General features: G+C 46.2%; 17 protein-coding genes and 1 tRNA gene. 13 read left to right on the plus strand and 5 right to left on the minus strand.

Annotated features, from left to right (window positions below; translation table 11 throughout):
- Positions 1–27: 27 nt before the first annotated feature.
- From DN748_RS13235 to DN748_RS13245, 3 genes are all read right to left on the minus strand, one after another.
- A complete protein-coding gene (locus DN748_RS13235) occupies positions 28–1,020 on the minus strand; it encodes an aspartate-semialdehyde dehydrogenase (RefSeq protein ID WP_112372303.1) in 993 nt (330 codons plus the stop codon).
- Between the two features lie 410 nt (positions 1,021–1,430).
- A complete protein-coding gene (mscL, locus tag DN748_RS13240; protein ID WP_112372304.1) occupies positions 1,431–1,850 on the minus strand; it encodes a large-conductance mechanosensitive channel protein MscL in 420 nt (139 codons plus the stop codon).
- A gap of 240 nt (positions 1,851–2,090) precedes the next feature.
- Entirely contained in the window at positions 2,091–5,396 is a 3,306-nt protein-coding gene (locus tag DN748_RS13245) for a glycosyltransferase family 117 protein (RefSeq protein WP_112372305.1), read from the minus strand.
- 247 nt (positions 5,397–5,643) lie between these two features.
- On the opposite strand from DN748_RS13245, the gene DN748_RS13250 reads away from it, so the two are divergent.
- The 7 genes from DN748_RS13250 (at position 5,644) to DN748_RS13280 (ending at position 10,941) form a co-directional block, all read left to right on the plus strand.
- Positions 5,644–5,715, plus strand: a tRNA-Gln gene (locus tag DN748_RS13250).
- A 111-nt stretch (positions 5,716–5,826) separates the two neighbouring features.
- Positions 5,827–6,921 carry a sensor histidine kinase gene (locus DN748_RS13255; protein ID WP_112372306.1) on the plus strand — a complete coding sequence of 365 codons (1,095 nt, stop codon included), beginning with the start codon at positions 5,827–5,829 and terminating at the stop codon, positions 6,919–6,921.
- The gene (locus tag DN748_RS13260; RefSeq protein WP_112372307.1) at positions 6,918–8,249 is read left to right on the plus strand and encodes a sigma-54-dependent transcriptional regulator; all 1,332 of its coding nucleotides are present in this window, start codon (positions 6,918–6,920) and stop codon (positions 8,247–8,249) included. Before DN748_RS13255 ends, DN748_RS13260 begins: the two co-directional genes overlap by 4 nt.
- Before the next feature lie 232 nt (positions 8,250–8,481).
- A complete protein-coding gene (locus DN748_RS19125) occupies positions 8,482–8,637 on the plus strand; it encodes a hypothetical protein (RefSeq protein WP_161554564.1) in 156 nt (51 codons plus the stop codon).
- A gap of 27 nt (positions 8,638–8,664) precedes the next feature.
- Positions 8,665–9,954: a Glu/Leu/Phe/Val family dehydrogenase gene (locus DN748_RS13270; RefSeq protein WP_112372309.1), complete on the plus strand. Its 1,290-nt coding sequence runs from the start codon at positions 8,665–8,667 to the stop codon at positions 9,952–9,954.
- Positions 9,955–10,006: 52 nt separating this feature from the next.
- Positions 10,007–10,405, plus strand: a complete 399-nt coding sequence (locus DN748_RS13275; RefSeq protein ID WP_112372310.1) for a GreA/GreB family elongation factor — start codon at positions 10,007–10,009, stop codon at positions 10,403–10,405.
- Between the two features lie 173 nt (positions 10,406–10,578).
- A complete protein-coding gene (locus DN748_RS13280; RefSeq protein ID WP_112372311.1) occupies positions 10,579–10,941 on the plus strand; it encodes a hypothetical protein in 363 nt (120 codons plus the stop codon).
- 203 nt (positions 10,942–11,144) lie between these two features.
- On the opposite strand, the gene DN748_RS13285 is transcribed toward DN748_RS13280, so the two are convergent.
- The gene (locus DN748_RS13285) at positions 11,145–12,092 is read right to left on the minus strand and encodes an NAD-dependent epimerase/dehydratase family protein (protein ID WP_112372312.1); all 948 of its coding nucleotides are present in this window, start codon (positions 12,090–12,092) and stop codon (positions 11,145–11,147) included.
- A gap of 258 nt (positions 12,093–12,350) precedes the next feature.
- Here DN748_RS13285 and DN748_RS19010 point away from each other — a divergent pair, with 258 nt between their 5' ends.
- Positions 12,351–12,950 carry a hypothetical protein gene (locus tag DN748_RS19010; protein WP_146746614.1) on the plus strand — a complete coding sequence of 200 codons (600 nt, stop codon included), beginning with the start codon at positions 12,351–12,353 and terminating at the stop codon, positions 12,948–12,950.
- A 64-nt stretch (positions 12,951–13,014) separates the two neighbouring features.
- Complete coding sequence (locus DN748_RS13295) at positions 13,015–15,102, plus strand: M13 family metallopeptidase (RefSeq protein WP_112372314.1); 2,088 nt, start codon at positions 13,015–13,017, stop codon at positions 15,100–15,102.
- Between the two features lie 168 nt (positions 15,103–15,270).
- On the opposite strand, the gene DN748_RS13300 is transcribed toward DN748_RS13295, so the two are convergent.
- Positions 15,271–15,867 (minus strand): ribonuclease HII, encoded by a 597-nt coding sequence (locus DN748_RS13300; protein ID WP_112372315.1) that lies wholly within the window; start codon positions 15,865–15,867, stop codon positions 15,271–15,273.
- Between the two features lie 206 nt (positions 15,868–16,073).
- Between DN748_RS13300 and DN748_RS13305 the strand changes: the two genes are divergently transcribed.
- From DN748_RS13305 to DN748_RS13320, 4 genes are all read left to right on the plus strand, one after another.
- The gene (locus DN748_RS13305; RefSeq protein WP_112372316.1) at positions 16,074–19,175 is read left to right on the plus strand and encodes a SusC/RagA family TonB-linked outer membrane protein; all 3,102 of its coding nucleotides are present in this window, start codon (positions 16,074–16,076) and stop codon (positions 19,173–19,175) included.
- 7 nt (positions 19,176–19,182) lie between these two features.
- Entirely contained in the window at positions 19,183–20,700 is a 1,518-nt protein-coding gene (locus tag DN748_RS13310; protein WP_236636865.1) for a SusD/RagB family nutrient-binding outer membrane lipoprotein, read from the plus strand.
- 11 nt (positions 20,701–20,711) lie between these two features.
- Positions 20,712–21,599: a hypothetical protein gene (locus tag DN748_RS13315; protein WP_112372318.1), complete on the plus strand. Its 888-nt coding sequence runs from the start codon at positions 20,712–20,714 to the stop codon at positions 21,597–21,599.
- Between the two features lie 195 nt (positions 21,600–21,794).
- Complete coding sequence (locus DN748_RS13320; RefSeq protein WP_112372327.1) at positions 21,795–23,756, plus strand: putative porin; 1,962 nt, start codon at positions 21,795–21,797, stop codon at positions 23,754–23,756.
- The last annotated feature ends 308 nt before the right edge of the window (positions 23,757–24,064 follow it).

Consider the following 24,064-nt stretch of genomic DNA (forward strand, 5'->3'; position numbering starts at 1 on the left):
CCCCTCCGGGTATTGTGTGATACCGGATCAGCCGACGAGCTTGTTCGCTACGAGATATTCAGCGATCTGTACCGTATTGGTAGCGGCACCCTTGCGGAGGTTGTCGGCCACGATCCACATGTTGAGACTGTTCGGTTGGGAAAAGTCTCTCCGGATACGGCCTACGAAAACATCGTCCTTTCCGTGGGCGTAAAGCGGCATGGGATAAGTATTGGTGTCGGTGTTGTCCTGGACGGTAACCCCGGGGGTGTCGTTCAGGATCTTTCGTATGTCTTCGAGGTCAAAGTCGTTCTTCAGCTGAAGGTTTACCGATTCGCTGTGACCTCCCACAACGGGGATACGTATGGCGGTAGCGGTTACGGCTATGGAGTCGTCCCTCAGTATTTTCCGGGTCTCGCGTACCAGTTTCATCTCCTCCTTGGTGTACCCGTTATCTTCAAATACATCGCAGTGGGGGAGTGCATTGCGGTGAATGGGGTACGGGTAGGCCATTTCACCCTGTATGCCCTGGTATTCGTTTTCCAGCTGTCTTACGGCCTTTACCCCGGTACCCGTAATGGATTGGTAGGTGGAAACAACTACTCTTTCTATGCCATATTTTTCGTGTAGCGGTGCCAGGGCCATTACCATCTGTATGGTGGAACAATTTGGATTGGCAATGATCTTGTCTTCTGTGGTAAGTGCATCGGCGTTGATCTCGGGAACGACCAGTTTTTTATCCGCATCCATACGCCAGGCCGAAGAATTATCGACCACGGTTGTGCCCGCCGCTGCAAATTTAGGCGCCCATTCGAGGGAGGTGGCTCCGCCTGCAGAGAAAAGGGCAATGTCCGGTTTGGTCGCTACGGCATCGGCCAGGCCGATAACTTTATAAGGCTTTCCTTCGAAAGTGATCTCCTTTCCTACGGATCTTTCAGAAGCAACAGGTAATAATTCCGTTACCGGAAAACGGCGTTCGGCCAGTACCTGTAACATGACTTCGCCAACCATTCCGGTGGCACCTACAACAGCAACTTTCATATGCTTATATTTCCATCAAAGGTTAAACAATCTAACTGGAGAGCAAAAGTAGCCATAAAAAGGAGACCCGCAAGCTAAATACCAAAGAATTATAATTTTAAAACAAAATGTTTGTTTTGTAACTATTCAGATTGTTGTCGACTGTATAGGATGACAAACCCCTGTCATACAGAGCGAAGCGAACCCGCCTGTCCGGCCGGCAGGGAATCTCCACCCCAGCACAAAGGAACTTCAACAACATAACGGAGAGCCCGGAGATTCCTCCATTCGTCGGAATGACAACCTTGTCATTCAGAACGTAGCGCAGCGAAGTGATGAATCTCCACCCAAGCCCAAAGGAATTTCAACCCCCCATAAAAAAGACCCTCCGCAGGGGGAGGGTTCAGGTTTGGAATATGTAGTGAAGCGGTCTACTTCTTTTCTTTCAGCAGGTCCCGGATCTCTGCGAGGAGTTCTTCCTGGGTGGGGCCGGCAGGAGCTGCAGGTGCGGGTTTTTCTTTCTTTTTGGTTTTTTCATAAGCTTTTAGCAGTATAAATATAAAGAAACCGATGATGATAAAATCGATGATAAACTGTATAAAGTTACCGTAATTGATGGTTACGGCTTCTTTGGTGACTTCCCCCGATGCGTCAATTATGGCTTCCTGCAGCACGTATCTGAGTTCCGAAAAATTGACATTTCCGAGCAGCATCCCGATGGGAGGCATTAGGATGTCGTTGGTAAAAGAGGATACGATTTTTCCGAAAGCTCCGGCAACGATCACTGCAGTGGCGAGATTTACTATATCTCCCTTTAGTAAGAACGATTTAAAGTCTTTAAAGAACCCCATAGTTTTGAATGGTATAAAATGAATGAATATATTTTACAAAAACAACATTAGACTCACCACCGGTTGAGATGGATAGATTGTTTGGATTTTCCGACACAGGTCTCACGGTCTTGCTGACTAAATTACGAAAAAAGTGGTTTAGTTTGTTAGTTCGTAGTTATTAGTTGTTAGTTTAGTTCAGTTGCAGGTTTGAATCAAACTTCAAGCGCCCGACTTCGGACTCCCGGCCATCTCTTCTTTTCAGGACTGGGAGTCTTTGGTCATGACTTCTTCTTTCAGTACTTCTTCCTTGACATCCGGTATGCTGTCCGGGTAACTGGTGGGAGCATTGTATTCCTGTTCAAACCGGTCGAGATAATCGTTAAATGTTTCCGTTTGTTTTTTGCCGAATTCCTCAACGTCATTTTCCGCCACTACGTCAAGGACACTGCGATAGCGTTGTATGTCGTATATTACGCTTTCCTGGGAGGTGTACGCTTTCCCGGAAGAGAGGTAATAGGACAGGTTTTCCTGGTATTTTCCGGCGATTTTCAGGAAGAGTTCCCGGGCCTTTTCGGTCTGTCCTGTTTTGTAATAACCATCGACAAAAGGCTCCAGGAATACGTAATATCCGTAGTATTCGAACGGAAATCTGCTCATGACCAGGTCTATGATCTCCCTGGCTTTTTCTTCCTCTCCTTCTTCCAGCAGGACCTCTACCAGGCGTGCCATGTTGCTCCTGTAGGAAATACTGTTTTTACGTGTTTCCGGGTCGTGGTAAATATCCGGGGACCCCGAATTGCCCCAGTTCCATTTCCCGGTAATATCGTACATCAGTTCGCTGTCTATGCGGCCCATTTCAAAACTGCCCTGGGGTACGGGTGTCTTTATTGGTACCAGCTTGTAGACCATGCCGTCCAGTTGCAGGTAATCCTTCATCCAGAGATATTCGGCAGCCGAGAAACTACCTCCGGTAAAATATATGGGCCTTTCCCAGTCGTTGTTGGCCAGGATATCGAGCATCATCATCCGGTTCTTTCCGATAGCGCTTTTGGGCAGGTCTATGTCGATATAATCCACGATAAGTGCACTGTCCTTTTCCTTGACAAGACCGCTTTTCAGTACGTTTTCCTTGTTGACGGGGACCCTGATCTTATTGGTCGGGTAAAATATGGTGCTCTTGGTGTTTTCGGGATACTGGCTGAGGTCTCCGCCCTGTCTTTTGATGAGGTTCCCTATGGTATTGTCGTTATTGGCCACCCAGTTCATAAACCTCTTGATATCCCAGCGCTCGTCGGTGAGTTGCTGGTAGTAAACGGCGTCCCGTACCCCGTAGGCATACTGCGAATGCTCCAGCTGCGATGGTATGGGAGCACTTTCGTAGGCCTGTCTTTTCATCTGGTCGATATACCAGTCGGTGGCAAAGAGGCTGGAATTGATGACCCTCACATCGGTACGGTGCCCTTCGATTTCCTGTATATACCACAGGCCGAAGGTGTCGTTGTCCCCTATGGAAAATATGATGGCCCCGGCATCTTCCTGGATGGAATTGAGGTAATTTCTCGCAATGGCCTCGGCGGTATACCTTCCGGAGCGGTCGTGATCGTCCCAGTTCTGGCTTGCCATGACTACAGGTACGGCAAGCAGGCATACCACGCTGACGGCTGGGGCCAGCACTTTAGGACCGAGGTATTTTTTAAGTCCTTCGTACAGGGCCAGCACCCCGATGCCGATCCAGATGGCAAAAATAAAGAAAGACCCTACCAGGGAGTAGTCGCGCTCTCTTGGTTCAAAAGGCCTTACATTGGTATAAAACTGTATGGCGATCCCCGTAAACATGAAGAATACGAAAAGCGCCCAGAACTGCTGGGGATTTCTCCTGATCTGGAATACGATGCCTATGATCCCGAGGATAAGCGGCAGGAAGTAATAGGTGTTCCTGGCCTTGTTGTTGAGTTCGTCCGAAGGCAGGTTGTCCTGAGGCCCTAGGTGCCATTCGTCTATGAACCCGATCCCGCTGAGCCAGTTGCCGTGGTTGTCCATCTTGCCCTGGATGTCGTCCTGCCGGCCTACGAAGTTCCACATGAAATAGCGCCAGTACATGTACCCGAACTGGTAGCGGAACATAAAGCCGATGTTGTCTGCCATGGAAGGAGGGTCTACTTCGATGTAATTGCCGAACTGTTGCAGGAAGTTAACATATCCGTCTTCATCGATCCTTCCGCTGGCAAAATCATTCCTGAACTGGCTCAGGGCACTTTTGAGTTCGTTGTTGGAAAGGTATTCGGATTTGATACTGAAGTCCAGCGGACGGGTAAGCCGCATGTAGTTGGCGGCGTGTTCCGAACTCCACATCCGGGGAAGAAGCCCAACATGGTTACCATTGGGGTTGGGAAGGGCATCCTTGTAATGGTTTACGACAATGTATTTTCCTGTTTTCTTGTCCTGTTCGTATTTGGGTTTGTCGTCTTTGTAAGGAGTTACAGGGTCTTGTCCGGCAAACATATCTGAAAACATGGCCCCGTAAACCGGGCTGTCTACTCCGGGATATTGCTCCCTGTTGTAATAGGCGAGCAGTGCCCGGGCATCTGCCGGGTCGTTTTCGTTGATAGGGGTATGGGCGTTGGCCCTGATAGGGAGCATCAGCCAGGACGAGAACCCGATAAACATAAACAGCAGGCACAGGGTTATGGTATTGTAGGTATAGAGCCTTTTTTTCCGGGTATAGCTCAATGCGAAATAAAAGACTGCGGCAAAGATAAGCCCCATGATAATGGTACCCGAGTTAAACGGAAGCCCTATGGTATTGACAAAAAATATCTCGCTCCATCCCAAAAGTTTCAGCACATAGGTCAGCGAAAATTTATAGATCACCAGCAATAAGGCCACTACGGCGATATTGGCCAGCAGGAAGTTCTTTACGGTGGTGGTTTTATAGGTTTTGAAATAATACAGCAGCCCTATGGTAGGAATGGCCAGGAAGCCCATAAACTGCACCCCGAAAGTGAGCCCGGTAACCAGGGCTATCAGGATCAGCCAACGGTTTCCCCGCGGGTGGTGCAGATGGTCTACCCATTTCAGTCCGAGCCATAGCTGCAGGCACATCAGCAGGCTGGCCATGGCGTAAACTTCGGCCTCCACCGCGTTGAACCAGAAGCTGTCTGAAAACGTATAGGCCAGTGCCCCTGTTACACCGCTTCCGAGAATGGCGATAGCTGCCGGACGTGACATTTCGCCCTCCTGAAGGGCCAGTTTTCGTACGAGGTTAGTAATGATCCAGAACAGGAGAAGGATGGTGAATGCACTCGACAATACAGACATATAATTGACCATAAGGGCAGTGTATTCCGTACTTGCCGCAAACATGGCGAAGAAGGCACCCAGCATCTGGAACAGGGGGGCTCCGGGAGGGTGGCCTACCTCAAGCCTGGCCGAAGTGGCGATGTATTCACCGCAATCCCAGAAACTTACGGTGGGTTCGACAGTGAGGCCGTAAGTGAGTAAAGCGATGGCGAATACTACCCACCCGGTGATCGTGTCCCATCGTTTAAATATGTCTGTCGTCATGGATCTGATTTTCTGTGAAAAGGCGAATTTAATAATTATTCGGTATATAAGCCCGGTTTTTAAGAAGTGAAATGTTTCTTTTTGATTGAGGGAATGCGTTTTGAAGTGGATAACTTAGGGCACGAAGTCAGAAGTATGAAGTTGGAAAAACCTGTTTTGCATGCCGAAACAAACGGCCCGATAAAAAAAATGATTTTTTTTTGCGCAGCTCGAACTTTGTTGTAAATTTGCATCCGCAATAAAGCGCTGGCCTATGGTGTAATTGGTAACACAGCTGATTTTGGTTCAGTCGTTCAAGGTTCGAGTCCTTGTAGGCCAACATAAAAATGGTAATCCCGATCTGGAAAACAGACCGGGATTTTTTTGTACTTCCTTTCCACTTTCCATAACTATTAAAAGCCTTACCTTTGGATCATACGATAGCATTGTTATGGAAACCGCAGAAGACAAACTCCGGGAGCGTATAAAAGAACTCGGCTGCCTGTACGAAGTCACATCGATCATAGTGAACTGTGACTACGACCATCCCGAACTATCGCTCGATGCCATTGTACGCTGCCTGGGTAAGGCCTGGTTATACGAGCAAGATGCCCGGGTGTTCCTGAAACTCGGGGAATACGAGTTCGGAGGGCTCGACGGAGAGGATGAGTGGGTGTCCATTCGTGCTGATATTCATGTTTTTAACAGGCCGGAAGGATATATAGAAGTAGGGTATCCGGCTGGGAAATACCGTGTTTCCGATTTCCTGGAGGAAGAGAAACAATTATTACGGAATGTTTCCCTGGAAGTGGGGAACCTGATGGAACGGAGAAAGATCAGGGAGAATGAACTGTCCATCAAGAGACAGATGGAGAGAGCCGACCGGCTCAATATTATGGGAGAGATCACTGCCGGGATAGCACATGAGCTCAATACACCGCTGACAAACATACTGGGTTTTTCCGAATTGCTGAGTGACCGTATGAGGGACAGGGAAGAGGCCGGAGACCTGGCAAAGATCAGGGAAAGTGCCATTTTCTGCAGGGAAGTGGTCAAGAAACTGATGTTTTTTACCTGTGAGGTCCCCCAGACCCGTAAGATCGTACCCTTAAAACCGGTAGTACAGCATGTACTGCAACTGCTGAGACCCTCTTTCGCAAATAAGCAGCTACAGTACCAGATGCATTTCAGTAATGATGATACGGGAGTTAAGGCCGATGAGATCCAGATGACCCAGGTGTTGTTTAATCTTATCATGAATGCCGTATATTATTCACCCGAAGGAGGGAAAATCACTGTTGAAGTGAAAGAGGGTAAAAGGGAAATAACGATCGTCGTTTCTGATCAGGGCCCCGGCATCCCTTCCGGAGTCGGCGACAAGGTATTCGACCCTTTTTTCACTACCAAACCCACAGGTGAGGGCACAGGGCTGGGACTGAGTGTGGTACATGGCATTATTACCGGTCACGGCGGGCAGATCACACACAGGAAGGGAAAAGGCGGTGGAACTGCTTTTGTGGTTAAATTTCCAAAACAGGAGTCATGAAGTATCACAGGGAGAACATTCTTATCGTAGACGACGACGTTCATATCCTGGAACTGGTGCAGCGGCAGTTGCAGACCATGCAGTACTATACCTATAAGGCCGTGTCGGTGAAAGAAGCCGTTTCCATTTTGAGAGATACCGAAATCGACCTGCTGGTGACAGACCTGAAAATGCCGGAGGTAGACGGTTTCCAGCTTATCCGCTATGTTTCCGAACATTATCCGGAGATGCCGGTGCTGGTGGTGACAGGGTATATATCAACAAAGAATGCCCTTAATATCGGAAAATCAGGCGTTGTGGATTACCTGATAAAACCCTTTACGGGAGAGGAGTTGCGCGAAGCGGTACAAAAATCCCTGGGAGCAGCGGCAGACTCCGGGGAGAAGGTACGGAAAAATGTTGCGGAAAAAACATCCGGCAGCCTGTACAGTGAGTTGACCGGTACTTCCGAAGCGCTGGAGAGGGTAAAGGATATCATAGGCAGGGTAAAAGACAATAAGGCCACCATTCTTATCGAAGGTGAAAGCGGTACGGGAAAAGAACTCATTGCAAGGGCCATACATTACAGCGGGAAGTTTTCGAGAGAGCCCTTTATTGCGGTAAACTGCGGGGCCATACCGGAGAGCCTCCTGGAAGCCGAGCTTTTCGGCTATGAAAAGGGAGCCTTTACCGGGGCATCGGAAAATCGTATGGGGCTGTTCCAGGCTGCGGACAAGGGGACCATTTTCCTGGATGAGATAGGCAATGCCTCGGCTGCGGTACAGAACGGATTGCTACGGGTATTACAGGAAAGAGAGATCATGGGAGTGGGCTCCAGAAAACCGAGAAAAATAGACCTGAGGGTTATTGCCGCTACCAATAGCAATCTGAAAGAGCTGGTACGGCAGCAGAAATTCCGGGAAGACCTGTATTACAGGCTTACGGTGGTGGAGATAGCTGTCCCTCCGCTCAGAAAGAGGAAATCTGATATCCCGCCGCTGACCGAGAAATATATACGCAAATACGGTGTGGAATACAAAGACCGGCTGGTGTCTATAACCCCGGAAGCCGTGGAAGTGCTGGTGAGATACGACTGGCCGGGAAATGTAAGGGAGCTGGAGAATATCGTGCAACGGGCCGTCATTATGTGCGACGGACGTATCGAGCTTAAGGACATCCCGGATCACCTGAAATTTCATATCGATTTTGAAGAAGAAGATCTCGTTTCCCTGGCTGAGATGGAAAAACAGTATATCCGCAAAGTACTCCGGGCCGTGGATAACAATAAGACCAGGGCCTCCGAAATTCTCGGTATCGATCGCAAAACACTGAGAAGTAAACTGTTGTGATATGAGGCCGGCGGATGATGGGTCTGCCTTGAGGCTCTTGTTCTGACCGCAGTTGAATCCTTCGGGGAATTTTTTCCCGGGAGGGGAAATAATCCCCGGACTATATAGCTTCCGTATTTTTCTTTTTAGGAGTTAATTATCTGAAAATAAGATTGTTTTTGTTTATTTTTAGGCATGGTGCTGTTTATGGCATACCTGTTGCCTGATAAAAGCACACATAACACTGAATACAATGGAGAAATACGGTAAAAGCATTTGCTCTACCTGCTGGTATGCGGATTCCTGTATACTTACCGCGAAAAAATCACGTGTCGTGTCGTGCAGCGAATACGATCCCGGGATACTATTCCCGAAGGCAGGAGATCCGGGGCAGGCCATCTGGTATTGATCCGGAAAACTTACACAAAACATTACAATGATCGCAAAAGAGGAAAAAGAAAAGCAGAAAAAACAAGGAATGCTGGATAATGTGATGAGGCAGTTCAATCACGCCTCAGACATTATCGGGCTGAATCAGAATGTCCGGAAAATACTCGGGATCACCAATAACGAGTTGGTGGTTCATTTTCCCGTAAAGATGGACAACGGAGAGGTAGAGGTGTTTACCGGTTACCGGGTACAGCACAACAATGCCCTGGGGCCTTATAAGGGAGGACTCCGTTATCATCCCACGGTGGATATCGACGCCGCGCGTGCGCTGGCCATGTGGATGACCTGGAAGACATCCCTGGCGGGACTTCCCCTCGGAGGGGCGAAAGGAGGGATACAGATAGATCCTTCCCGGTATTCGGCTTCTGAACTGGAACGTATCACCCGGAGGTTTACCTTTGCGCTTGGAGATAATATTGGTCCTGAACTGGATATTCCTGCTCCCGACGTGAATACCAATGCACAGACAATGGCCTGGATACTGGACACCTATATGTCTACCAAGTCGCCCAACGAACGTTCGAGCAACCTTCATGTCGTTACCGGGAAACCTGTGGGCGCAGGAGGTTCGGAAGGACGGGACCGTGCAACGGGATACGGGGTATATCTGTGTATTAAGTTCTGGGCCGATCACAATGGCATTTCTTTGGAAAACAGGAAGTTCATCGTTCAGGGCTTCGGGAATGTAGGGTATTGGGCCTCGCGTTTTCTCGAAGAAGAAGGCGCGGTGCTGATTGCCGTTCAGGATGCCTCCGGTACCGTGTATAACGACCGCGGGATCTCCGTGGAAAAACTCAGGGCCCATGCCGGTGAGCACGATAATATGGTGCAAGGCTTCGGCGATGCCGAACCTATAGATAGCGAACTGTTCTTCGGCCTGGACTGCGATATCTGTATTCCTGCCGCACTGGGAAACCAGATTACGGGAAACAATGCCTCCGGCATAAAAGCCCTCGTTATTGCAGAGGGCGCCAACGGACCTACGGATGTGGAAGGGGAGCGTATCCTGCTTGAAAAAGGCGTGGCTGTTATTCCGGATATACTCTGTAATTCGGGCGGAGTTATAGGCAGCTATTTCGAATGGCTTCAGAACCGTAACGGTGAAATATGGCAGTTGGATGAAGTCATGGCAAAGCTCGAAAAAAAGCTGAAGGAATCCTTTGACCGGGTGATGCGCGTAGCTTCGGAAAGGAATGTAGATATGCGTACTGCTGCTTTTATCATTGCCATAGAACGGCTTGAACAGGCATACAGGCAAAGAGGGATATTCCCGTAAATCAAGGAAATTCTAATGCCTTTCCGGCTGTAAGGTTATTTAATCATATGACATGAAATACGAAAGACTGATTATTGAGAAGAAAGAGTATGTGCTTTTAAAACAGCTTTTACAGCTTTCCGGCTATTACGGGGATAATGTTTTTAAGAGCTCGGTAAAGCATTTGAGCGATGAATTGCAAAATGCCCGGATATGTGATGCGACCGAATTGCCTGAAGATGTGATCCGGTTCAATTCCTTTGTCTCCATCACTTCCGAAGATGGCTGGAAAAAGCGTTTTCAACTGGTGTTGCCCAATGACAGCGACATCAAGCAGAGCAAAATATCTATCCTTACCCCTATGGGAGCTGCAGTGATGGGCTATGCGAAAGGCGATTCCCTGGTCTGGGAGTTTCCGGCCGGTTCCCGGACCCTGACCATTGTGGAAGTGGAACAGGAAAGCAAAGTATAAACCGATAATACCCGTTGTGTGTGAAATGACTCCGCCTGAAGTTCTTCGCTGACCCTGATAATAGAGTGAAATGGAAAAACTTACTTGTCCGCCGGTTTCGGAACCGGTGAACCTGGAGAGGTGACAGTTACCGGGCGGATTTCATAAAAGCACACAACGGTTTTTTTTAAGATATGGAGACAAAACCCTTTCATGTTCACGATGACGACAGGCAGATCATGATCAAAAAAGACCGGATACAGGCGAAGCACTGGGTAGAACATCTCGGGTTTATAGATCGGGAGATCGCCTATCTGATAAAACTGTCTTCCGGTTTCCGGGAACAGCTTGAAATGATCAGAAAACAGAATGAATTGCTGATATCGGCACTGTCTGCCTATGATACCCGCATTGCCGATATGGCCGAATGTGATGACATGGAATGTGAGGTCTACTACCTGGAACAGCACGAGGACTTCAGAAATGGATTTATCAATCATCGCAAACAGTACGAAGTGCTCAAGGAAGCACTTTTTTCAGAACTGCTGGCGAAGTAAGGAGGCGGGGATTTTGAAATGCGATACTGCCAAATCGTTAGTTTGCAAACAGCGAGATGGTAGGAAGCCGGGAGTTCTCTGAATGACAATCCCTTGTCATTCAGACCATAGGAAAGAATCTACACCCTGGCATAAAGGAGCTTCAAGAACATAACAGAAGCACCGGAGATTCTTCGGCTGCGCTAAGAACTACGAACTAACAACTACGAACTAAAATTCAGGTTCGACAGCATTTCTTCCGTTATGGCTTCCAGGTCGAATCCGGCTTTCCATCCCCATTGTGTCCGGGCAGGGCTGTCGTCAATACTTCCCGGCCACGAATCTGCAATCTTCTGGCGGAAGTCGGGTTTATAGCTGATACTGAACCCCGGTATATGCTTTTGTATGGTCTTTGCGAGCTCTCCGGGATTGAAACTCACGCCGGACAAATTATAGGAAGACCTTATCTTTATCGAATTACTCTCCGCCTGCATAAGGCTTATCGTGGCCCTGATGGCATCGTCCATATACATCATGGGAAGTGTCGTGTTTTCGTCCAGGAAGCACTCGTAGCTCCCTTTTTCAATGGCCTGGTGGTAGATGTCTATGGCATAGTCTGTAGTGCCACCTCCCGGACTGGTTTTCCAGCTGATGAGACCGGGGTACCGGATGCTTCGCACATCTACGCCGTAATTCTTGTAATAGTATTCACACCACCGTTCCCCGGCCAGTTTACTGATGCCGTATACGGTAGAGGGTTCCATAATGGTTTGCTGGGGCGTCTGCTCTTTGGGAGTACCGGGGCCGAATACGGCTATGGAGCTGGGCCAGAATACCTTTTTTATTTTTTTATCACGTGCAAAGTCAAGTACATGAAAAAGAGAGTTCATGTTGAGGTCCCACGCCTTGTCAGGATATTTTTCGGCAGTAGCAGAAAGCATGGCTGCCATCAGGTAAACATCGGTAATGCCGTGTTTGTCGATACAGGACCCTATCTGCTCCTTGTCTGTGGCATCCAGTATCTCAAAAGGACCGGAAGCCGCGAGTTCAGGGTTACTTTTACGAATGTCACTGGCAATAACCCGCGATGTGCCATAAATGTCTCTGAGTGTTAGTGTAAGCTCGGAACCGATCTGTCCGCACGCTCCAATAATTAAAATTTTCGGAGTCATATAACTTTCGGTTTAATTAATCTAAAAAATGGTTTATACCAGGTATTTTCGTGCATCCGGTAGACCGGAAGCCATCTGCCCTGATTTTTGGGCCAAAGATAGTGTTTCGGAGAAACTTTTGTATGAAAAACAAACAAAACCGTCGTATGTTGTTAGGATGCCGTATCTTCGTGCATGACTTTTCCATACGGAACGTTACCACGATGTGTTGAGTTTCAGTTTTTTCAGGGATTAAGGCATCATCAATAATGGAATACAATGAGTAAATATTTTTTGTTAACGGGATTTGTACTTGTGCTGGCAGGGTGCAGGGGAGATAAGGATAAAAACAATACGGCAGAACAGGAGAAGGCAGCGGAGACTACAGAGCAGGCGGAAGAAGTAAAGGTACCGGAGTTCTGGCAGTTCGGGGAGACGGAGCAGGAGGAACTGGCAGCGTGGGAGCAATACACGGCTTTCAGTACGGCCATAAAGGATTATGCCGCCGAAGAGGAAGGCGACCTGCTGATGCAGATCGATAATATACTCGAAAAGGAAAAGGAGTTATCTGATTCCGGTTTCCCGCAAAAATTTAACCATCCTTCGGTGAAGAGCAGGTTGTCCGTAGTCAATACCTTCTTATTACAGACCCGCCTGGAAGCTCCCGAACCGGTGACAGATGCCTTCCGGTTGCGGCAAAAGTTCAGGATACTGGTTGCTTTTTACAACCTGGAGCGACAGCTGGATGAGCGCATGGCAACCAATCTCGCCGATGAATACCTCGATGAAACAGCTAATATTCCCCTGGGGAAAAGGGATACACTGTACCAGGACAGTATTTCCCAGGAAAAGGTCGATACGATGAACACCGTAAAATAACCGTGAGCATGAAAAGTGTTTTTTTATTAACTTGCCGGTGAGAAAAATATAATTTTATAACAAAATGAAAATAACTTACACTAACAGCATTTTTCTGGCGGTAATGGTTCTCGGGCTTACTGCCGTTTCCTGTAAGCAGGAAAAGAAGGATGGAGATAAGGAAGGGGGCGCTTCGGTTGAGGAAGTCCCCGGAATAAATCTCCAATATATGGATACTACGGTACCTGCAAAGGATGATTTCTTCCGTTTCGTAAACGGTAAGTGGCTTGATGAGGCCGAAATTCCGGCAGACAAGACCCTTTGGGGAAGTTTTCTCGAATTACGTGATAAAACGGATAATGATGCCCTGGCCATTCTTAAGGAAGCTACGGAAGATACATCCCTGGATGCCGCTTCAGACCAGGCAAAAGCGGTATATCTCTACGAGACCATTATGGACACGGCTTCGAGAAATGCCGCAGGCGTAGCTCCGGTAACACCGATACTCGAAAAAATTAAAAAGATCTCTTCGCTCGAAGAGCTTCAGGTCTTTCTCCAGGAAACAGAACCCTACGGAGGGGCAGGTTTTTTCGGTATAGGAGTGGGGGCCGATGCCAAGGATAGTAATAAAAATGTGGCGTATCTCGGGGCGGGAGCACTGGGACTGCCGGACAGGGATTATTATGTGGCCGATGATGAAGACTCCAAAGACAAGCGCGAAAAGTATGAGGCTCATATCGCGAGAATGCTGCAGTTTGTGGATTACGACGAGGAAAAGGCCGGCGAACTGGCAGCGCGTATCCTCGCTTTCGAGACCCGTATGGCCCGGCCACGATTGGATAAGGTAGAGCGCAGAAACCCGGAGAAACGCTATAATCCGACCGCGGTTACCGACCTTGAAAAAATGGCTCCCGGGGTAGACTGGGGAGGGTATTTTTCTTCGCTGGAAGTCGCGGTGGATACCGTGATTATTTCGGAAGTAGCCTATTTTAAGGAACTCCCGGAACTTTTAAATGAAAATAATCTCGAAGACTGGAAAGCCTATCTCAGCTGGACAGCACTCAACCATGCTGCAGGGACCCTGTCGGAAGAGATCGAAACCGCAGACTGGGATTTTTACAACAAGACGCTTAAGGGAGCCAAAGAACAGGAGCCCCGTGACAAAAGGGCTCTTCAGACCATAAACAGGGCTATAGGAGAAGCCCTCGGAAAATTGTATGTAGATAAAAAGTTTCCGCCGGAAGCAAAAGCACAGGCTAAGGAAATGATCGGCAATGTTATATCTGCCTTCGAAACCCGGATTCAAGCTTTACCCTGGATGGATGATGAGACCAAGACAAAAGCCATAGAAAAACTAAGTAAGATTACGGTTAAAATCGGGTACCCGGACAACTGGAAGGATTATTCCGCACTTGATGTAAAAAGTCCTGCCGAAGGAGGAAGCTATTTTGACAATATACAACAAGTAAAGCACTGGAGTTTTAAGGAGGATATCAGTAAGCTCGGCAAACCTGTCGATAAAAGTGAATGGTATATGGCTCCTCAGATTGTCAATGCCTATTTTAATCCGTCCTATAATGAGATTGTGTTCCCGGCAGCCATACTACAGCCGCCGTTCTTTAATTTTACGGCAGATGCGGCTGTGAATTACGGGGGGATAGGTGCCGTAATAGGACATGAGATCTCCCACAGTTTTGATGATCAGGGTGCAAAATACGATGCCGACGGGAACCTGGCCAACTGGTGGACGGATGAAGACCTGGAACAGTTTCAGAAACTTGGCGATGATCTCGCCGACCAGTACAGTGCCATTGAAGTGCTCCCGGAGGTATTTATCAACGGGAAATTTACACTCGGGGAAAATATAGGTGACCTCGGGGGGGTCAATGCAGCTTATGACGGACTGCAACTCTACCTCAAGGAGCATGGAGATCCGGGGGTGATAGACGGATTTACCCCGGAACAGCGTTTCTTTATCTCCTGGGCCACGGTATGGCGGACCAAGATACGTGATGAGGCACTGAAAAACCAGATAAAAACAGACCCGCACTCTCCCGGGGAGTACAGGGCTACACAACCCTTGCTGAATATAGATGCCTTTTATCAAGCTTTTGACATACAGGAAGGAGACGGTATGTACCTGGAACCTGAAAAAAGGGTTAAGATCTGGTAAATACTTTTCAGGGATGCTGATTTAAACAGCATAACGGAAAAACCGGAGATCCCTCCCCGGGACAAAGGAATTTCAACAAGTTCTAATAACCCCGTCACTTCAGGTGACGGGGTTTTGTTATGAGTTCAAAGTTGTAAAACCAGTAACCTATGACCTGCAACCACAAACCTACAACCCCAGCTCCAGCTGGTCCGGCAGCAGGCGGAAACCCTTCCGGTGGTAAGGGCTGATACCGTATTTTCGGATGGCTTCGCGGTGTTCCCTGGTGGGGTATCCCTTGTTTTTCTTCCAGTTATACATGGGGAATTCCTCGTGCAGTTGTTCCATATAGGTGTCCCGGTATGTTTTGGCCAGTACGGAAGCGGCTGCGATATTCAGGTATTTGCCATCCCCTTTTACGACACACAGGTGTGGGATATCCCGGTAGGGCTTAAAGCGGTTTCCATCTACCAGGATATGTTGTGGCCTTGTGCTGAGCTGGTCGAGGGCCCTGTGCATGCCCTGTATGGAAGCGTGGAGTATATTGAGCTTGTATATCTCATCTTCAAAAATATGGCATACTCCGAAACACGATGCCTTCTCTTCAATGATGTGACGGAGTTTATACCGCTGTTTTTCCGATAACTGTTTGGAGTCGTTCAGTATGTCATCATTAAAATCCTCCGGCAGAATTACCGCTGCGGCCGTTACCGGCCCTGCAAGGCAACCCCGCCCCGCTTCATCGGTCCCTGCTTCCGGAAAAGAGTAAAAACACTTTTTTAACATATCGTTTTGTTTTTGATGATAAACGAAAAAACAGCAGGCTAATTTAGGAAATCGCAGTTTGTTTTACAGGATATACTGTTAATATTTATTTGTTTCAAGTATGTGGGGTTATATATCGGTACGTTTTAAGGTTGAGCTGTTAAATTTTTGTTATTTTTAAATTTATTTTAAGATATTTGCTCCCAGCTAAATCAAATAGATGTAATATGAGATCAAAGTTTACTCAAATTCTGACGCTGTTACTGGCGTTCGTAGTACAGCTCTCCTTTGCACAGGAGAAGACTATTACGGGTAACGTAACCGACGAGACCGGTATGCCGTTACCCGGGGTTAACATTGTGGTAAAAGGGACCACCAATGGAACCCAGACCGATTTTGACGGGAACTACAGCATCAGCACCAGTACCGGGCAGGTGTTGCAGTTTACCTATGTAGGAATGTCTGCCGTGGAAATGACGGTAGGAACTTCATCTGTTATAGATGTACAGATGCAGGAAGATGCACAGGCTCTGGAGGAGGTTGTTGTAACTGCTCTGGGACTTGTGAGAAAGCCTAAAGAACTTTCCTATTCCGTTGCGAAAGTGGATAATGAGGCCCTTACCGAAACCCGAGCCGTGAATGCGGCTACGGCGATGGTGGGAAAGGTCTCCGGTCTGCAAATTAATACGATTAGTAACGGGGTTAACCCTAACACACGGGTTGTTTTAAGAGGTAACCGTTCCTTGTTAGGGGAAAACCAAGCATTGATAGTTATCGATGGATACCCGTCAAGTCGTGGAGCTTTAGATAGAATAAACCCCTCAGATATTGAGAATGTGTCTATTCTTAAAGGTTCGAACGCCTCGGCACTATACGGTTCTGAAGCTTCTAATGGGGTCGTGGTCATTACGACTAAATCTGGAAAAGGAAAGTCAAGTATCACGATTACTTCTTCTATACAGCAGGAAAAAGTATCTTTTATGCCTAAACTTCAAAATAAATTTGGTGTTGGAGGCTTTCCTGATGGTACATTGTGGCCATTGGAAAATGTGAACTGGGGACCGAGGTATGACGGCTCTATGGTAGCTGCAAGTGAACAGGTAGAAGATGGATCCGTATGGATGGTACCCTTTTCTCCTATAAAGAACAACCACAAAAAATTCTTTAACACAGGGAATACTCTGAGAAATAGTATAGAGTTTAGTGGAGGAAGTGATAATGGGCATTATCTGTTTTCTTTAGACCAGACTAACACTGAGGGTGTTGTTCCGAATGACACCTATAACAGGACCAATGTAAGGTTAAAAGCAGGGTATGATTTTGGCAGACTAAAGACAGAAGGAAACCTGTCCTTTTTTAGATCGCACTCCAATGTTGTTGGAGAAGGGGGACGTCAAGCTAGGCCACTTTATTGGTATGTGTTAAATACGCCATTACATATTCCTCTTGCTGAGATGAAAAACTGGAGAACCGGAAAATATACACGTAATGAGGTATCGTATTATCGATTTTATGAAAACCCTTATTTCATTATTGATTCACAACGGGATTACAACGACACTTTTGAGATTAACTTTATTTCGAATACTTCTTACGAGTTTACGGATTGGTTGTCTGCAAATTTGAGATTGGGATATACCAGCTATAGTTGGGAAGAGAAAGAGAAACATGATGGATATACGAGTAATTTTACTCCTGTCAATGCTTATTCTGAAATTGCTAATTTCGGTGCTACGACAAGAGACGAGATGTTTAGATCATCCCGATTTAATAGTGATTTCATTATATCTATTGACAAGGATTTGTCGGAGAGCTTTAATGTAAATGCAAACTTTGGTCAGAACATAAGAATTACCGAAAGTAAAAATGTAGAGCTTACAGGAGAGAACCTGATAATTCCTTATTTCTATAATGTATCGACGAGAACAGGTCCTCTTGGAGGAGGAGAGGAGACGAAACGATATCGCAAGATTGGAGTATATGGAGATGTGACCTTAGGTTATAATGATTACCTCTTTCTCAATGTTACTGCGAGAAATGACTGGAGCTCTGCTCTCTCTAAAGAAAACCGATCGTATTTTTATCCTGGAGTAGGGGTGTCCTTTGTTCCTACTGATGCTTTTGAGGGAATGAAAGGTAACTTCTTGAGATACATAAAGGCAAACTTTAATGTTACAAAGTCAGGGAACGACCCTAGTGAGTACGAAAACCAAAGTGTGTTCAGTGCTCCTGACGGCTTCCCTTATGGCTCAACGGTAGGTTTGGGGCTTGATTCTAGGGATGCTGACCCTGATCTTCAACCCGAATTTACGGTGTCTTATGAAGCGGGTCTTGAATTTGCATTTTTTCAAGGAGATAGATTGTCAGGGAATATTTCCCTCTACCAGACCAATACAACAGATCAGATAGTCCCTATCAATACCTCAGTTGCTTCAGGAGCAAATAGTTATTTGACTAATATTGGAGAGATTAAAAATCAAGGAATTGAAATAGATTTGAATGGTGCAATAGTGAAAAATGAGGATTTTTCCTGGGATCTTGGGATCAATTATGCACTTAATAAATCTGAAGTACTCTCTCTTACGGATGGAGTAGATGAACTTGAGGTCGGTTCTTATTATTTAGATGGCCCTGGCTATGGAGCCTATGTTGTTGCGAAGGTAGGGGAGCCCTATCCGCTACTCAAAACCACAGATTATCTGAGAGATGACCAAGGACGTGTTATTGTAGGTGATAACGGAGATCCCATTCAGGATACCAACCTCCAGATACAAGGAAAAACTACACCGGATTATATTGTGGGGGTAAACACGACTTTCAAGTACAAAGGATTTAGCCTTTACGCAGTGGCAGATTACAGAACTGGACATTATTTTTATAATAATGTGGTGGATGCTCTAGAATTTACTGGATTAACACAACACAGTGTAACGTCTAACAGACAGCCTTTTGTCTTTCCTAATTCAGTCTATTCTGACGGTAATGGAGGGTATGTGGAAAATACTGACCGTTTGACTACAGGAGGTGGTAATGCTTTTTGGGATAATTATAACTTGGTTAAATCCAATTATGTGACAGATGCCAGTGTGTTGAAATTGAGAGAAGTATCCTTGGCCTATAGTTTTGGAGAGGAAATTACAGGTAAACTCGGTTTACAAGACCTTAGGGTTTCTTTGTATGGAAGAAATTTGTATATGTGGAGACCCAAGGATAATGTCTATTCGGATCCGGAATTTAATTACAATAACGGTAATGCAGTTGGGTTCGGAACACAATCTCAAACACCGCCAACGAGACAATTTGGTATGGCCTTAACCGTAAAATTCTAAAAAAACAATGATGAAGAAAAATATTCAAATAGTCATACAGAGCTTGTTGCTATTAGCGGCTATGGTTTTTGTAACAAGCTGTGAGGATTTTCTCGATGTTAATGAGAATCCCAATGATCCACCAATTTCTACCCCGAATTTGACGCTTCCGGTAGCGCAGCAGCATTTCGCCAATCTCAATGGTACTGAGATGACTTATCTGGGAAATTATTTTGTGTACAATTGGGCAGTGCCATCAAACTGGTCAGCGAATCAGGAAATGCTCCGATATACAATTACCAACGGATTTTACACTATGATTTTTGAAGAATCATATGGGGAGATATTTAGGAATTTGACATATATTGAAACTTATGAAGATGAAGAAGGCATAGTAGATTACAGTGCGTATAAAATAATATCTCAAGTGCTAAAAGGGTTTCAGTATCAGTACCTTGTAGACCTATACGGAGATGTTCCTTATACTGAAGCTAATCAGCGTGCAGAAAATGTTACCCCGATATATGACGATGCGGAAACCGTCTATAGAAGTGTTATCGATTCTTTGACAGCTGCTGCCGACCTCGCAATGAATATGCCTAATACTTACCAGGATCCGGGCACCGCCGATATCATGTTTGGTGGGGATATGGAGCTTTGGGCGCAATTTGCCAATACTGTGAAGTTGCGCATGCTTCTCCGTTTTAGCGATACCGGTCAGGATAATTATATTCAGGAGCAAATAGCGCTTATAGATGCTAATGGGGCAGGTTATATTGATGCGGATGTTGTAGCTAATCCGGGCTACTCCTCTGGTACAGATCAGCAAAGTCCATTTTGGGACTATGTCGGTTATGACGAAGGGGGCAACAGACAAGACAGGAATAGGTTAACTGTGGCCACAGATTATACCATATCTTACCTTGAGGATACCAATGATCCTCGTCTTGAGTATATTTACGCCCCTTCGGCAGACGAAGGTGAGTATAAGGGAGTCTATCAATCTGTTGAGCTTCCTGGATCAGGGTTTACAGAGACCCTGTTGTCACGCGTGGGACCAGGGCTGTTGAAAGGACCAGACCAAGATCAGCCTATCATGTTATTGGCTGAGGCACTTTTCTTGCAGTCTGAAGCTGTAGTTCGTGGGTATATTGATGGAGGTGATGCCGAAGCCAAGGCCTTGTATAACGAAGCTATAACAGCCTCGTTTGATTACCTAGGTGTTGAAGAATCGGTTTCGGATTATTATGATCAGGCTATCGAAAACGTAGGATGGGATGCTTCTTCAGATAAGATAGAAGCAATCATTACACAGAAATGGGTGGCTTTGAACGGGACTTCGTCTATCGAATCTTGGGTGGAGTTGACACGAACTGGATTTCCAGCAGATCTTCCTACTTCGAATTCTTCCACAAGAGGTGCGGGTGTATATCCTGTAGGGTTGGTTTATCCTGCTTCTGAGTATTCGAGAAACAGCAATAACGTACCCGCCAAGACTACGGATGATGCATTTACACAATATCCTTTCTGGAAAGGACAAAATTAAAATTAGATACTATGAAAAATATTTATAAGTATATATATATAATAGCGTCCATTCCATTACTTCTTTTAGGATCATGTGATGCGTTGTTAGATCAGGACAAGACCGATTTCGGCAAGGGGCCTAATTTTGTTGGATTTCAAAATACTGGATCGAGTGTGAGTATTTTGGTGACTGGAGCAGAAGTAAATATTGCAGTTCCCGTTGATGTTGTCGGTCCTTCGGTGTCAAAGCTCAGTCAGAATATTGAAGTGACGTTTGAGGTAATCGATAGCTTGACCACAGCAGTGGAAGGTGTGAATTACAGATTGGAGTCTAACGCTATAACACTTACCCCTAATGACTGGGGAGATTTGTATACTGCAGAGTTGCCAATTACTATTATTACGGAAGGGATCGAAGTTCCTTTAGAAGGGGACGCACCTGTTATCGGACTTTCTGTTACCGGAATTTCTTCTGAAGACGGAGTAATGATAAACCAGAAAAGTGTGGTTACTGAAGTTTCCTTGGCATATAGCTGTCCATTTGATATTAATGATTATGCAGGAACATACCTGGCTACTACTGATGAATTTGGAATTTATATTTCGGATCCGGTACCTTTTGAGGTAGAAGTTGGACCTGGAGATAACCAAATAACATTAGTCAATGTAGCTGCACATCCTGAGGCTTATGATGTCGTAGTCGATATCGATCCGGAAAATGGAAATCTTTCTATAGAAAGACAACCTGTTCTGAATAGTAATAATATTGGCTATACTTACGGTGAGTTGCGTTGGGATGGGACTGGCACTAGTATCCCTTCTCCTGGTCATTGTGTGGGGGTTTTGGATATTGCACCTAATTTCACCGTTGATGCAGGATCCTTTGGCCCTTTTAGAATTGTGTTTGAAAAACAATAGGGTATATAAACATAGTATTGATAATGAGGAGACTGCTTTTTGAAGTGGTCTCTTTTTTTGTTATTTCTGTATAGGTGCTAAATTCCCCCAAAAAACCTACCTTTGCCATCAGGATAAATGGCTTCCCAAAGTTTTGAAGAGGCAAGAACAGGGCAGCCCATGACGTTATCCTTTACGCAAAAGGAAGTGTTTTCAATGAGATATATAGCATACATCTTTCTGCTTCTCGGTCTGGTGGCGGAAGCACAGGAAAGAATACCTTCCGGGAGAGAGGAGGGCAGCCCTGAACCGGTAAGGCCTTCCGGGGTACAGGAAAGCGACAGCATTAAAGCTGCAAACGACACCATTCCCGACATACAGGATTACCAGATCATTTCCTACGGCCGGGATACGACGTATCTCGATACTTCACTTACCATTAAAAAAGAATACAGGTATAATTACCTGAGAAAGGATAATTTTGAGCTGCTTCCCTTTTCAAGTGTGGGGCAGACGTATAATACCCTGGCAAAGGATCTCGATTATAACAGCCTATACCCTCAGCTGGGGGCAAGGTCAAAGCATTATAACTATATGGAGGCTGAGGATATCAGCTATTACAGTGTGCCTACACCGACGACGGACCTCTTTTTTAAGACCACTATGGAACAGGGGCAGCTGCTGGATGCCTTTGTGACGATGAATACCTCCAGACGGTTTAATTTTTCCATTGCCTACAAGGGGCTGCGTTCCCTGGGGAAATACCAGCATATCCTTTCGAGTACGGGCAACTTCAGGCTTACGGCCAATTATACGACCAAAGACGGAAAGTATCGCATGCGGACGCATTTTACCTCCCAGGATATCCTGAACCAGGAGAACGGGGGGATATCCAACCGGGAGCAGTTCGAGTCGGGGGAAGAAGAATTTTCGGACCGGGCGAGGATGGATGTCTTTTTTGAAAATGCAGAGAACCTGCTTATCGGGAAAAGGTACTTCCTGGACCATGAGTACTTCCTGGTGCGTCCCGGAAAGGCATTTTCCAGGCTGGCTTTCGGGCATGAGTTCCGGTACGAAACCAAATACTTCAAGTTTAACCAGGATCAGGCTGTAGAAGATTATTTCGGAAGTGCCTATCAGCGGTCAGACATGGAAGACCGGGCCAGGCTGAAGACCATGTATAACCGGTTTAGTGTGAACTACGGAGACCGCATATTCGGCGATGTGAGTTTTAAGGCGGCTCTTTATAACTATAATTACTATTTTAACACGGTGCTTTACCGGGATGATGAGGTGATAGGAAGTCAGCTCAAAGGTACCCAGGTTACCCTGGGAGGAACATGGTCCAAGGTCATAGGAAGGGTAGGGCTCGATGCAGATGTGGAAATCAATACGGTAGGCGATCTCAACGGGAGTTCTTTTAAGGGAAATGCCTATTATGCCATAAGCGATGACCTGAAACTTGCCGGGTTTATCTCTTCGGTGTCGCGTATGCCCAATTTTAATTTTCTGCTGTATCACAGCCGTTATCAGAATTACAACTGGCAGAATGACGGATTTGGTACTGAAAAAACATATACCCTGGGCGGAACCCTGAGTTCGGAGAAATGGGGTAAGGTGACAGCCAGTTTTGCGACGATCGATGATTATTCTTATTTCTATGAATCCGCCGACCCCGAACAGCAACCCCGTATGGTGCTGTCCAGGCCCGCCCAGTACGACGGGACCATAGGGTATCTGAAAATAAAGGGAGAGAACGAGTTCAGGTTCGGAAAGTTCGGATTGCACAACACGGTCATGTATCAGGAGGTGTCCCAGGATGATCCGGTGATGAATGTGCCCAGGTTTGTGACGCGGAATACACTTTACTATTCCAACAATGTATTCAAAAAGGCCATGTACCTGCAGACGGGGATCACGCTTAAATATTTTACCGAATATTATGCCGATGGGTACAATCCTCTCCTTGGAGAGTTCTATGCTCAGGACAGGGAAAAGATAGGGGGATATCCCCTGCTTGATTTCTTTATTAATGCCCGGGTGCGGCAGACCCGTATTTACCTGAAAGCAGAGCACTTTAATTCGGCGTTTACCGGATATAATTACTACTCTGCTCCCAATTATCCTTATAGAGATTTTATCATAAGGTTCGGGCTGGTCTGGAATTTCTTCAGGTAGGGGGCGAATCATGAAGTTCTAACCTATTCACAATCAGCTTTTATAGAAATAGTTATAAAAAAAGGCGTAAAATATTTGTTTTGGAAGGGGAAGTGGTTTTATATTTGCACCCGCTTTGAGAGGGAGTATGTGTAGCTGGAGATAAGCGGAAGTTCTTTGTAGAGGCCATATATTTGAGGGTTGGTTTGGATAGAACGGTGATTTGGTTTATGGAGTGGAGATAGTATGGAGCCGGCGACCGAAAAAAAGTTGAATAAATATTTGCCAGGAATAAAAAAGGTATTAGTTTTGCAGCCGCTTACGAGTTA

The organism is Sinomicrobium soli, from assembly GCF_003285545.1.
GTDB lineage: Bacteria > Bacteroidota > Bacteroidia > Flavobacteriales > Flavobacteriaceae > Sinomicrobium.

Bases quoted from the DNA above. Each gene is read 5' to 3' on its own strand.
- DN748_RS13300 (WP_112372315.1), bottom strand. From the start codon at position 15,867: ATGTTAAAAAAGTGTTTTTACTCTTTTCCGGAAGCAGGGACCGATGAA.
- DN748_RS13235 (WP_112372303.1), bottom strand. From the start codon at position 1,020: ATGAAAGTTGCTGTTGTAGGTGCCACCGGAATGGTTGGCGAAGTCATG.
- DN748_RS13280 (WP_112372311.1), top strand. From the start codon at position 10,579: ATGGAGACAAAACCCTTTCATGTTCACGATGACGACAGGCAGATCATG.
- DN748_RS13285 (WP_112372312.1), bottom strand. From the start codon at position 12,092: ATGACTCCGAAAATTTTAATTATTGGAGCGTGCGGACAGATCGGTTCC.
- DN748_RS13275 (WP_112372310.1), top strand. From the start codon at position 10,007: ATGAAATACGAAAGACTGATTATTGAGAAGAAAGAGTATGTGCTTTTA.
- mscL (WP_112372304.1), bottom strand. From the start codon at position 1,850: ATGGGGTTCTTTAAAGACTTTAAATCGTTCTTACTAAAGGGAGATATA.
- DN748_RS13245 (WP_112372305.1), bottom strand. From the start codon at position 5,396: ATGACGACAGACATATTTAAACGATGGGACACGATCACCGGGTGGGTA.
- DN748_RS19010 (WP_146746614.1), top strand. From the start codon at position 12,351: ATGAGTAAATATTTTTTGTTAACGGGATTTGTACTTGTGCTGGCAGGG.
- DN748_RS19125 (WP_161554564.1), top strand. From the start codon at position 8,482: ATGGAGAAATACGGTAAAAGCATTTGCTCTACCTGCTGGTATGCGGAT.
- DN748_RS13260 (WP_112372307.1), top strand. From the start codon at position 6,918: ATGAAGTATCACAGGGAGAACATTCTTATCGTAGACGACGACGTTCAT.
- DN748_RS13270 (WP_112372309.1), top strand. From the start codon at position 8,665: ATGATCGCAAAAGAGGAAAAAGAAAAGCAGAAAAAACAAGGAATGCTG.
- DN748_RS13310 (WP_236636865.1), top strand. From the start codon at position 19,183: ATGATGAAGAAAAATATTCAAATAGTCATACAGAGCTTGTTGCTATTA.
- DN748_RS13255 (WP_112372306.1), top strand. From the start codon at position 5,827: ATGGAAACCGCAGAAGACAAACTCCGGGAGCGTATAAAAGAACTCGGC.
- DN748_RS13320 (WP_112372327.1), top strand. From the start codon at position 21,795: ATGAGATATATAGCATACATCTTTCTGCTTCTCGGTCTGGTGGCGGAA.
- DN748_RS13295 (WP_112372314.1), top strand. From the start codon at position 13,015: ATGAAAATAACTTACACTAACAGCATTTTTCTGGCGGTAATGGTTCTC.
- DN748_RS13315 (WP_112372318.1), top strand. From the start codon at position 20,712: ATGAAAAATATTTATAAGTATATATATATAATAGCGTCCATTCCATTA.
- DN748_RS13305 (WP_112372316.1), top strand. From the start codon at position 16,074: ATGAGATCAAAGTTTACTCAAATTCTGACGCTGTTACTGGCGTTCGTA.